The 11,995-nt window shown below is 48.2% G+C and carries 7 protein-coding genes; all 7 read left to right on the top strand.

Translation table 11 applies throughout. The features are described 5' to 3' along the window. Positions 1 to 26: 26 nt before the first annotated feature. The 7 genes from tssH (at position 27) to hcp-2 (ending at position 11,937) form a co-directional block, all read left to right on the top strand. The gene (tssH, locus tag N7E60_RS15580; RefSeq protein WP_269599005.1) at positions 27 to 2,651 is read left to right on the top strand and encodes a type VI secretion system ATPase TssH; all 2,625 of its coding nucleotides are present in this window, start codon (positions 27 to 29) and stop codon (positions 2,649 to 2,651) included. Positions 2,652 to 2,653: 2 nt separating this feature from the next. Beyond that, a complete protein-coding gene (locus N7E60_RS15585) occupies positions 2,654 to 4,246 on the top strand; it encodes a sigma-54 interaction domain-containing protein (protein WP_269599006.1) in 1,593 nt (530 codons plus the stop codon). Continuing rightward, positions 4,243 to 4,920: a type VI secretion system-associated protein VasI gene (vasI, locus tag N7E60_RS15590; protein ID WP_269599007.1), complete on the top strand. Its 678-nt coding sequence runs from the start codon at positions 4,243 to 4,245 to the stop codon at positions 4,918 to 4,920. The genes N7E60_RS15585 and vasI overlap by 4 nt, the downstream gene beginning before the upstream one ends. Positions 4,921 to 4,922: 2 nt before the next feature. Next, entirely contained in the window at positions 4,923 to 6,332 is a 1,410-nt protein-coding gene (tssA, locus tag N7E60_RS15595; protein WP_269599008.1) for a type VI secretion system protein TssA, read from the top strand. A 16-nt stretch (positions 6,333 to 6,348) separates the two neighbouring features. Continuing rightward, positions 6,349 to 9,894 (top strand): type VI secretion system membrane subunit TssM, encoded by a 3,546-nt coding sequence (gene tssM / locus N7E60_RS15600; RefSeq protein WP_456300289.1) that lies wholly within the window; start codon positions 6,349 to 6,351, stop codon positions 9,892 to 9,894. A gap of 50 nt (positions 9,895 to 9,944) precedes the next feature. Further along, the gene (locus N7E60_RS15605; protein WP_269599009.1) at positions 9,945 to 11,234 is read left to right on the top strand and encodes a type VI secretion system ImpA family N-terminal domain-containing protein; all 1,290 of its coding nucleotides are present in this window, start codon (positions 9,945 to 9,947) and stop codon (positions 11,232 to 11,234) included. A gap of 184 nt (positions 11,235 to 11,418) precedes the next feature. Beyond that, positions 11,419 to 11,937, top strand: coding sequence for a type VI secretion system effector Hcp-2 (hcp-2, locus tag N7E60_RS15610; RefSeq protein ID WP_069590456.1), 519 nt, complete (start codon positions 11,419 to 11,421; stop codon positions 11,935 to 11,937). The last annotated feature ends 58 nt before the right edge of the window (positions 11,938 to 11,995 follow it).

Below are 11,995 nucleotides of genomic sequence, written 5' to 3' on the forward strand. Positions count from 1 at the left end.
TTTTATTTAGATAACTAGGTGTCCCCGTGATTCGAATTGAATTATCTACACTAATTTCAAAATTGAATGAGCAAAGTAAACTTGCCCTAGAGCAAGCAGCCTCGCTCTGTATTGAAAGGCAACATCCAGAAGTATTGATTGAACACTTCATCGAAGTGTTACTGGACAATCCGCTTTCTGATGTTCGTTTGATCGTAAAACAAGCGAACGTTGAAGTTGAAGCACTAAAACAGGCGCTTTCTTCGAGCTATGAGCGTGACAAAGCACTAGACACGTATCCTGCCTTTTCCCCACTACTGGTTGAAGTATTGCAAGAGGCTTGGTTGCTGTCGACGACTGAATTGGATCAATCGGAATTGCGCTCGGGTATTGTATTTTATGCCGTACTTAACCGCGCCGATCGTTACCTTTCTCGTCCAGCCGCCAAGCTGTTGGATGGCATTAATCGTGAAAGTCTAAAGAAACATTTTAACGCGATTGTGGCTGATTCCGCAGAAACGGCGGTTGATACAAATGCGGCAGCGAAAAAACATGCGCCTTCTCTCGAGGGCAATGAATCTCCGTTATACAAATACTGTTCAAACATTACGGCACAAGCAAAAAATGGCGAGCTCGACCCGGTCTTATGTCGAGAGGAAGAGCTTAACCTGATGATTGATATTTTATGCCGTCGTCGTAAGAACAACCCCATTGTTGTAGGTGATGCAGGGGTGGGTAAAAGCGCGATGGTCGAAGGTCTGGCATTGCGCATTGCAGCCGGAAATGTTCCGGAAAAACTTAAGCACGTTGAGTTATTCAGCTTAGATTTAGGCCTACTTCAAGCTGGCGCCTCTGTGAAGGGTGAGTTCGAAAAACGCTTGAAAGGGGTTATCGATGGCATCAAGACTGCACCCAACCCAATCATTCTCTTTATCGATGAGGCGCACACGCTTATCGGTTCAGGAAACCAAGAAGGCGGTAGTGACGCAGCAAACTTGCTCAAGCCAGCACTGGCGCGAGGTGAGTTAAGTACCATTGCTGCAACGACTTGGAAAGAATATAAAAAGTACTTCGAGAAAGATCCTGCACTTACTCGTCGTTTCCAACTGGTGAAATTGGAAGAGCCTTCTGTTGATCAAGCGGTCAATATTATGCGTGGTCTTGGTAGTGCCTATGAAAAAGCCCACGGCGTTATTATTGCTGACGACGCGTTAAAAGCGGCTGCAGAGCTTTCTGCTCGCTACCTTTCAGGACGACAGCTCCCCGATAAAGCCATTGATGTGCTAGATACGGCATGCGCTCGGATTGCTATTAACATGACGACGCCACCGAAGCGCTTAGCGTTGCTTGAAACGCTTTGTCACCAACGTCAACAAGAAATCGAGATGCTGAAGCGCGCAGAGTTTATTGGCCAGCCGGTAGACACGGAACGTCTCGATGAATTGGAAACCTTGGAGCAGGCGGATGAAGAAGAAAAGCGTCTTCTCTCATCACGCTGGAATGAGCAACGCGAGTTGGTAGAAGAAATTGTATCCTTACGCGCCAAGCTGTTAGACAAAGATAGTGCTGATGTCAGTGACGATGCGGATGAAGCGTGTGATTATGACGCACTCGCGAAAACGCTGTCAGAAAAATATGCGGCACTTGACGCGATTCCTCATGATGAGCGTCTTATGCACCCGCACGTGGATGCGGAACAAGTCGCTGAAGTGATTTCTGATTGGACAGGTGTGCCTGTTGATCAGATGAACAGTGATGAGCTTTACAAGATCACCAACCTGACAACACTGCTTGGAAAGGCGATCAAAGGGCAAGATATTGCCATCGAACGTGTTCATCGTCACTTGCTGACAGCACGTGCAGATCTGCGTCGTTCAGGCCGACCGAAAGGCGCATTTTTACTGGTTGGTCCAAGCGGTGTGGGTAAAACCGAAACCGTTGTGCAGCTTGCTCAACAGCTCTACGGTGGTAAGCAGTTTTTAACCACGATTAATATGTCGGAGTACCAAGAGAAACACACGGTTTCACGTTTGATTGGCTCTCCCCCAGGCTACGTGGGCTATGGCGAGGGTGGTGTACTGACTGAGGCGATTCGTAAAATGCCTTATTCGGTCGTACTGCTTGATGAAGTCGAGAAAGCGCACCCAGAAGTATTGAACATCTTCTATCAAGCCTTTGATAAGGGTGAACTGGCAGATGGCGAAGGCCGCGTGATTGACTGTCAAAACACCGTATTCTTTTTGACCTCGAACCTCGGTTATCAAACGATCGTTGATCATGCTGATGATCAAGCGAACCTTGATAATGCCTTGTATCCAGAACTTGCGGCTTTCTTTAAGCCGGCACTGCTTGCACGTATGGAAGTCGTACCTTACTTGCCACTAGGCCAGGACGTACTCGCCGATATCGTGCGAGGTAAACTCACTCACCTCGAACAGACATTTGCTCAGCGTTATGGCGCAACGGTTGATATTCATGAAAGCCTGATTGACGAGATATTGCAGCGCGCGACTCGCAGTGAAAATGGGGCACGTATGCTGGAAGCGATTATAGAAGGTCAGTTATTGCCTCCTGTTTCGCTATCTCTGCTTAACAAACTGGCTGAGAAATCAGATATCTCTCATGTGCGTTTATACGCCGAAGAGGGTGAGTTTAAAGGCGAGGTTGAGTAAGAATGCGTAATTGGCTGGCTTATGTGACTGACCTAGCGAAGGAAAGGCGGACTGTCGATCTACAGTCTCGCTTTATCCAAATCGTTGTTGGTGAGCTCAAGCTACGCGAAGGAATGCTACTCACACCCAGTTGCGATGGCAGACAGCTTGTCTGCCACGCATTGGATACGTCTTGGTCGGTAACGGATTTTGACACCCCCTTTGCTCATGTTCTTCAAAATGTCGTCCCTATGCATTTAGGTGCGGAAGATATTGTTTATTGGCAATCAAATCGAGCGTTCGCTGAATTTGTCGGTGAGCTTGGTTTGTTTGAAGCCGTCAATATTTATCCTTTGGTACGTCGTGACACGAATACAAAGCTTGTTGTTTGTCTAGTGGGAGATAGCGATGCTCTATCTTCGCTGTGGCACGACGACCCAGGTTTCAGTCAATTTGTGGATGTGTTTGTGAATCAGTGGTCTCTACTTAGTGAAATGGAAGGCGAGGAGAGCCGTCGTAGAGCGTTAAGAGCCTCTCTTTCGGATATCGAAAAAAGGGCGCATCAGCAAAAGCAAGCAGCGAGCTTGTCTGCCACGCTTATCGGTGACAGTGCACCTATGCTGCGTCTTCGTGACCAAATTGCTAATGCGGCGTCATCGCATCTCTCTGTGCTCGTTCAAGGAGAGACAGGAAGCGGTAAAGAGTTGGTCGCGCGCGCGGTTCACGATCTATCAAGCCGAAATACTCAGCCATTTGTGCCTATCAATTGCGCGGCCATACCGGAGCACTTGCTCGAGAGTGAACTATTCGGGCATGTGAAAGGAGCATTCTCTGGTGCCGTGAATCATAAAGAAGGGCTTATTTCACAAGCGAATGGCGGCACGCTCTTTTTGGATGAAATTGGCGATATGCCAATGAGCTTGCAAGCAAAGTTACTCAGGGTACTGGAGTCTGGAACATTTCGACCTGTCGGAGGACACCAAGAGCAACAATCAGATTTCCGGTTGGTGTCGGCTACTCATGTTCATCTACTTGAAAAAGTGCGTGCAGGCGAGTTTCGACAAGATCTGTATTATCGCTTACTGCAATACCCGCTACATGTACCAGCACTTGCGCAGCGTAAGGAAGATATACGGCAGCTATGTTTCCACTTTATTCAACAGTTTAATCGGCAACATGGCACTAGCATCCGTGATATTCATTTCCAAGCGTTGGATGCGCTACTTGGCTATAGCTTCCCCGGTAACGTGCGCGAGCTAAAACATTTAATCGAGTATGCCTGCGCGCAAACGGCAAATGGCGAGGCGATAAAACTGGCAACCTTTGGTGCGCGCTTGAATATGTCGGTAAGCAGTTCCCCAGCCCCGGCTCCAGCAACCGATGATGTCCGCTCCGTTTGTGACTCTAATGGGCTATCGACATCGAGCCGCGTGCTGAATATCGACGCTGCGTCGATTGGCGACCTGAAACAAGCATTGATGGATTTTGAACAGCGCATTATTACGGATAGGTTGTCGCAGTTTGATGGTGATACCGCCAAAGTGGCGGAAAGCTTAGGTATCCCGAGAAGAACATTGACTTATAAATGTCGAAAATTAGAGATAAAAGCGCCATGAATACGCATAATCACGCCTTAGCAATGGCCGCATCGGTAACACTTCTCTGTGCATCGTTTTCTTCTACTGCGGCAGAAATATCCTCTGTTAAGCAACTTGAGCAGGCTCAGCAATGTCGCGTTGTGCCTTCCCGACTCGACCGTTTAGCGTGTTTTGATCGTGTTTTTAACACGCAATTGTCCGCAAGCGACGTGGCAGAAGAGCACGCTACCCAAAAGCCGCAGCAGTGGCGAAGAGCGATGGATGCTGCGAATGCCAAAGCGCCTCAAACTTGGTCATTAACGGAGCAAGGGGAAGGGCGCGGAAGTAGCGCTTGGATTACCCTTCAAGCAAACAATGTAAGAACGCGCTTTAAAGCAAGCGAGCAACCGGTACTGATGCTGAGTTGTATCGACAACCTCAGTCGCATCGAACTGATGTTGCCGGAACCGATTGACGATGGCCGAGTGAAGATGACGTTCCCTCAAGGTCAAACCCAGTACTGGAGAAGTGATGATGTAGGTGTAGTGTTATCGTCTTCTCGGGGACTTCCGGCTATTCGATTGATGAAATCACTTTCTAGCCAAGATCAACTGGTTATTCGTTCAAACTCGCGATATGTAGACGGCCTTCGCTTTGATACTGCGCCGCTAAATAACACCATACATGCATTACGCGAACGTTGCGGTTGGTAAAGATGGAATTAAAAGAGTACAAGCGTTGTATCGCGCAACCTATTGACGCGGCGAACCCGGTTGGAGAGCGACTGGTTGACGATCCATTGTTTGATTTTGTTGAAGATCAAATGATGAAAGTTGGCTCCTTGTCTCACGGCGATGTGCAGTGGGATGAGGTTGAGCATAGCGTTCTTAAACTGCTGTCGGAAAAAACAAAAGACATCAAGCTGCTTGCATACCTGTTGCAGTGCCTGCACCACCAACCGTCTCCGTCGAGATTCATCCTCTCGTTTGATGTGATGGCGAGCTTCATGTCGAACTATTGGGAGCAAAGCCATCCAGCGCCCGGCAAACGCGGCAATCTACCGCGGCGCAAGTTCTTTAGCCAAATGGCTCAGCGCTTTTCTATGGCGGTCGATAAAACCGACTTTGGCCAATTCGATGCGCAAGATAGAGAACAGCTCAATCAGGCTATCGAGGCATGGGAAAAAGCGATTGAAGACAATGGGCTGACGAATGACCTCGTCGGCAGTGTGGTTGGAAGTATCAAGTCAGAACTGCGCAAAGCGGAAGAGCGTCAGCGCGTAAACGAGGTGGCGAAAGAGCAACCAACGCCTTCGCGCACCAGCACGACGCCGACAACATCATCCGTGGATGTCGATCATTCCAGTGATAAAGCCACTAAACAGACACTGCTTAAGGTCGCTTCGTTCTTAGCTGAACAAGGCGATGGGGTGGCGCTGGCGATTCGATTAAGGCGCTACGCCGTCTGGTACAGCATCACTGCTTTGCCCGACCATAAACCCGGTGGGGAAACGCTGCTGCGAGGTATGCAGCAAGACCGTGTCAAAGACTATCAAGATAAAATGCGCCATCCCGATTTAGCTTTATGGCGTCAGGTCGAGCAAAGTTTGACCATGGCACCGTATTGGTTTGATGGTCACTTAATGAGTTACACCATTGCCCAAAAACTGGGCCATCAAAATTGGTGCGATGCCATTCAATCCGAAGTGGCGCAATTTTTAGAGCGCTTACCTGGGCTGAAAGATTTGCAGTTTAAAGGTGGAGAGCCCTTTGTTTCTGATGCAGTGAAAGACTGGTTGGCCAGTGGCAGCGCGAATCAGAGAGGTGGGGGCCAGTCAGTCAGTGGCGATTGGCAGGAGAAAAAGAAAGAGGCACTTGCCTTGGCGAAAGAAGGTGGAATTGCCGTTGCACTCTCCATGCTAAACGATGGGCTACAGGCAGCAAACGAGCCAAGAGACCACTTTTACTGGCGTATGCTTTCGGCCGACCTCTTGCACGCGAACCAGCTAAACAGCATGGCAAAAGAGCAGTATCAAACCTTGAACCAAGAAATTAAGACCATGAGTGTCACCGACTGGGAGCCCAGCTTGGTTGAACAACTTGAACGCAAAACAACGTCAGAGTGATTAAGGGCGAAAATTCATGTGGAAACATCTTTTCAAAATAGCGAAAAAGCTGAAGCCTGGAATGCTTGCGGCTTTTCCTATTTTATTGGTTGCGATATTTATCCTTGTTAATGTCGCCATATGGTGGGCAGGTCCTTGGCTAACACTCGGTGAGCAAAAGCCTCTTGCATCTATCGCGGCGCGTGCGATCTGCAGTGGCTTTATTACACTCGGGGCGTTGGCGATTTGGGGTGTTTGGCAATGGCGTAAGCTACAAGGTTTCAAAGCGGAGCAAGAGCACGCTGAGCGGCTACGCGAAGACCCTATCCAAGTATACGAAGAGCGCCAACAGTCTGAGCTTGATCAAGTTGTTGCGAACATGAAGCAAAACTTGAACAAGCGAAACCACCTTTACGCACTTCCATGGTACTTAGTGCTGGGCTTGGAAAACGCCGGCAAAACCAGTCTTATTAATCGCTCTGGGCAGAACTTCGTGTTTTCGTCTGTGATGCGAGCCTCTGGGCAAAAAAGCGAAAACCCATATTCATTTGATTGGTGGATAGGGGATGAATCGGTATTGATTGACCCTGATGGCGAGCTACTCACTCAGGGCAACAAAGATGAAAATAACGACGGTGAATTAGAGCGCCGTCTGTGGTTACACTTTGTTAAGTGGCTGGAACAAACACGTAGTCGTCGTCCACTTAATGGCATCGTGCTGACGCTAGACGCATCACACCTAGCGACGGCGACAGCGTCTGAACGTAAAGCTTACGCTAACTTGCTGCGTGCGAGGTTGCGCGAGTTGATGGAAACCCTGTCGACGCGATTGCCTGTTTATATTGCCTTAACTAAGCTCGACTTACTGTATGGGTTTGAACCCTTCTTTAAGCATTATTCGAAGCAGCAGCGCGATGAAGTGCTTGGGTTTACTTTCTCTTTAAACTCAGTGGATGACTTAGACTCGTGGTTAAAAGAGTTTGATGAGGCATACAGTGGCTTTATCGACAGGGTAAATGCGATCGTGCCTCACGCATTGGCAACACCGCTCGACTTTGAGGATCGCAAAGCGATATACAGCTTCTCACGCCAAATTGCAGGGCTGAAAGAAATATTGGCCACCTTCTTTAACGAAGCGTTGGCAAGCGATCAGTTCTCGACATCCGCACTGGTGCGAGGGGCCTATTTCACATCGGTATATCAACAAGGTGTCCCAACCAATGCCTTTGATGATGCGGCTTCTCGCCGTTATGGGCTCTCGCATGCGGTGAACCGAGCGCAGAAGTCGAAAAACTCGACCGTTTATTTTACGCAACGGCTTTTCAGCAACATTATTTATCCAGAAGCAGGACTCGCGTCTGATAACTTCCGGGTGGCGAAGCATAAGCGACGTCTCATCGGCATGTCGGTGTTAACTTGCTCAATTGCAACCGTGCTGCTCGCGGGGACGTGGCATCGCTATTATCTTGCCAACGTCGCGCATGCGGATGCGGTGCTAACAAAAGTCGACCAGTATAAGACGCAATTTCCGAGTAATGCGGCAGGAGCATCGCAACAAGAAGTATTGAAACCGCTGAACCAGATCCGACAAGCCACGTTGGAATTTGGTTTTTTCCGAGATAAACCGAAGTATATCTCTGACTTTGGTCTCTATCAGGGACATGTAATTGGGCCTAAGGTTGAACAAACGTACTTGAACTTATTGAAGAGCCGTTTCTTACCCCTGCTGATGGCGGATACTGTGGTTGATCTTAACCAAGCAACAACGGATCAGGAAAGACTCGTGGCGTTGCGAGTGTATCGCATGATGGTGGATAAGAGTGGTCGCTATCATGATTACGTAATGGATTATTTTAGTCAGCAATGGCAACGAGAGTTTGCCGGGCAAAAAACTATCCAAGAACGTTTGTTAGGACACTTAGATTATGCGATGCGTCATACCGATCTGACGGATGCGCGCCGACAAGGCGATGAGGTCGCAGAACGGGTTATGCGTCCTTATGATATGACGATTGCGCGCGCGCAAGCTGATTTGCGCACCATGCCAACCGATCAACGTGTTTATCGTAATCTTAAACTCGACGCTCAGACCGTACTCGGTGCGCCAATGAACTTGCGTAATTCGGTAGGGCCCGTTTTTGATGTGGTTTTTGAAGAACGAGTAGTTAACAGCGAAAATCTGTATATTCCACAAATGCTGACTAAAAAAGGCTTTGAAGAGTATTTTGTACCAAAACTGCAATCCGTTTCTGACCTCGCGTTGATCGACAGTTGGGTACTCGGTGAAGCCGAAACTGCGGAGTTTAGTGAAGCAGATAAGAAAGCGCTAAGGAACAAGATTCGCGATCTTTATGTTGCGGATTACACCAATACATGGCGAACGGCACTGAATGAGATTGACGTGAAATTCTTCAGTGATATCAACGATGCCGTTACTGTATTGGATAACTTTACCGGTCACGTTGGACCGCTACAGCGCCTATTGCGTACGTTGGAAACCAATACTCAGCTTGCATCAGGGCTGGGATTGGATGAAGACGCGCAGGACGCGATTGCAGAGAATCCAAAATATAACGTCGCGTCTCAGATCCAAGCGCCGTTTTCTGACTTAAATAGCCTTGTTAAAGCGGTCAATGACAAGCCTGCCTACTTGAGTGAAGTACTGGCGTCCGTGCAAGAACTCAAGAGCTACCTTAAGTCTATTCAGGATGCGCCTGACGTCGGCACGGCCGCGCTCGATGCAACTAAAGCGCGTGTGAAGCTGGTAAACACCGATCCTATTTATACGCTAAAACGTATTGCGACAGGCCTACCAGAACCGCTGGATGGCATGGTCGACAAACTGGCAGATGAAAGTTGGCATGTTGTAAAACAGGCGGCGATTCAACACCTTGAAGTTCGCTGGTATCAAGATGTTTATCGTCCTTATCAACAAAAGCTGGCTAATCGATATCCGTTCAATCCGCAGGCGAGTAAAGATGCATCACTCAGTGACTTTGAGAGCTTCTTTGCGCCGGGTGGGACTTTGGATAGCTTCTATAACAACCAGCTTAAGATGTTTATTGATGAAAACATCTCTGTGGGTAACAGCGGCATTGACGGTTCATTGATCCGCCAAGACTTGCTTGCTCAGATCCGTCAAGCACAAAAGATTCGAGAAGCATTCTTCAACCGCAAAGGTATCTTAGATGTTAGCTTCTCCGTTGAACCTCTTCGCTTGAGCAGTAATAAGCGTCGTAGTGTGTTGAATATTGATGGGCAATATGTGACCTATAGCCACGGCCCGCGAGACAGTATAGAGCTGATCTGGCCGAATACACTGCGAGACTCGGCAACATCGAAGTTGACGTTGGTACCGACAAAAACCAATTTGTCTCCACGCAGTGTTGTGATACGTGGTCCGTGGGCATTATTCCGTCTTCTCGATCAAGGTGCGGTCGTATCGGCAAGTGCGACATCTGTTGATTATCAATTCAACGTTGATGGTGGCGGAATGATTTACCGCGTTAATGCGCAAGCCGCGACTAACCCATTCACTCAGCGTTTGTTTAAGTCCTTTAAACTCTCACGCAACCTTTACTAACTGATCATGGGGCGAGGGGACTCGCCCCTGCATTATCAGGAAAGCCAAACATGCCTTTTATTATCTCAATAGATAACCAACCCTTTAAGATTTCACTCGATTCATCAAGCATTCGTGATGACGAACGTTACGACGCGGTTAGGGAACAAATTAACAAGCGTCATTCTCCGCTATCAGGCGGCACAGATTGGGCATGTGTGAAGGACTCTTGCCAAGCCTTGGCACGTGATAAGGGGATTGATTTATTACTCAGTGGCTATTTTACCGTTGCAGCACTAAAAACCAGCGGATTGGCAGAATTTGCCAATGGTTTAGAGTTGCTGCTTGCATGTTTAAATAATGAAACTGAGGTCAATGAGAAACGAGCGCGTGCGCGTAAAGAAGCCCTTGATTGGGTGAATTCGCGCGTGTTAAGCGAATTAAAACAAATCAAGCCCGATCAACAGGCATTGCGTGACCTCTATCGCTGCGAACGACTTTGCGATTCGCTCTTTCATGTTTTAGAGCGGCAGCAACCTCATCATGTTGTCGATTATGAAGGGCTTGCTTACGTTTTATTTGAGCACATAGACCGGATAGAAACCCGTTTACACAGTGCCGTGAAACAGCAGAAACGTGATGAGGAGGAAAACCCTACCATCACGGTCAAGAAAAGCCGTCGCCAGAACGTATTCGCTTGCGCGTTTGGTGCGATCCTAGTGGTAATTATTTGGCTTGCTTACCCTTATATTCCGTATTTCCAAACCCCCTTTATTACCTACAGTCCTCAACCTAGCTTGAACTCTGAACGTGCACTGAAAGAGTTTACTCAACGATATAGCCCGTCTTCTTTGACACGTTGGCAAGATGCATTTGTTGCTATGTATCAACAAGCTATTGAGTCAGAACTCGATCAATCTATTGAAACGCCCAAAGTGTTGGCTGCGCAGCACCTTAATGCGCTCACGACGTTGTACGGAGAGCATGAAGCATCAAGCGTATTGTTAAGTGCTTATAACACGCAGCGAGAAGAGGCACTGGAAAGCACTAATAAATACATTGATAAATTCAGAGCGGTACGGACCAAGATGGCGAATATCGCGCTACTTGCCGAGCAAAATCGTTGGTGGGCGCTACAAAAGCAAACACGTTCACTCGAAAATTTTGCGATCAGTTTATCGCCTATTTATGGTCGTGCGGATTACGTCACCCTGTTGATTGAGCAAGGTGAGTTTGAAAAGGCAAACAACGAATTAATGGTACTGACCGAACGTCTCAATCATTTGAGCTGGAAAGTGGCTGAGCTAAACGAAGCGTTGAATGAAGCTTCCGCCAAGGTGACCACGGAGAATGATAATTAAGCAGGCAAAGCAACTTCTTGCCTCGCCGAGCAAAAACTTGCTTGTGGCGTGCAAAAAATTGGTCAATGGGAGAGTAAAGTACTGAATTTTAGGGCTAAAAAAGCTGGCATGCATTTCGCTATATGGGATGGCGAACAGAGGCACCGACTGGAAAGCCTCTTCCATTAATAAGAAAGGAGCGATTATGCCAACGCCATGTTATATCTCGATTGAAGGTGAAACTCAGGGTTTGATTACTGCCGGTGCCTGCACCGCGGATTCTATCGGTGATGCTTTTGTTGAAGGCCACGAAGACGAGATGCTGGTACAACAGTTTGACCACAATGTAACGGTACCAACTGACCCTCAGTCAGGTCAGCCATCAGGCCAACGTGTGCACAAGCCATTTAAATTCACCGTTGCGCTCAACAAAGCGGTGCCGTTGCTTTATAACGCACTGGCGTCAGGCGAGAAGATGTCAACGGTTGAGCTGAAGTGGTACCGCACGTCGATTGAAGGTAAACAAGAAAACTTCTTTACCACCAAGCTGGAAAGCGCCTCGATTGTGGACATTCACTGCGAGATGCCTCATTGCCAAGACCCGGCGAAGTCAGACTTTACGCAGAACCTGACGGTGTCGATGTCTTACCGCAAAATCACGTGGGACCACGTCAACGCAGGCACTTCAGGCTCAGACGACTGGCGCAAGCCTATCGAAGCCTAATCTTTCATGGCGACATGAAGACACAAACAGCCTGCCTTTACGGGCGGGCTGTGGTGCG

The sequence above is a fragment of the Salinivibrio proteolyticus genome (genome assembly GCF_027286365.1).
GTDB lineage: Bacteria > Pseudomonadota > Gammaproteobacteria > Enterobacterales > Vibrionaceae > Salinivibrio > Salinivibrio proteolyticus.

Bases quoted from the DNA above. Each gene is read 5' to 3' on its own strand.
- N7E60_RS15585 (WP_269599006.1), top strand. From the start codon at position 2,654: ATGCGTAATTGGCTGGCTTATGTGACTGACCTAGCGAAGGAAAGGCGG.
- vasI (WP_269599007.1), top strand. From the start codon at position 4,243: ATGAATACGCATAATCACGCCTTAGCAATGGCCGCATCGGTAACACTT.
- tssA (WP_269599008.1), top strand. From the start codon at position 4,923: ATGGAATTAAAAGAGTACAAGCGTTGTATCGCGCAACCTATTGACGCG.
- tssM (WP_456300289.1), top strand. From the start codon at position 6,349: ATGTGGAAACATCTTTTCAAAATAGCGAAAAAGCTGAAGCCTGGAATG.
- N7E60_RS15605 (WP_269599009.1), top strand. From the start codon at position 9,945: ATGCCTTTTATTATCTCAATAGATAACCAACCCTTTAAGATTTCACTC.
- hcp-2 (WP_069590456.1), top strand. From the start codon at position 11,419: ATGCCAACGCCATGTTATATCTCGATTGAAGGTGAAACTCAGGGTTTG.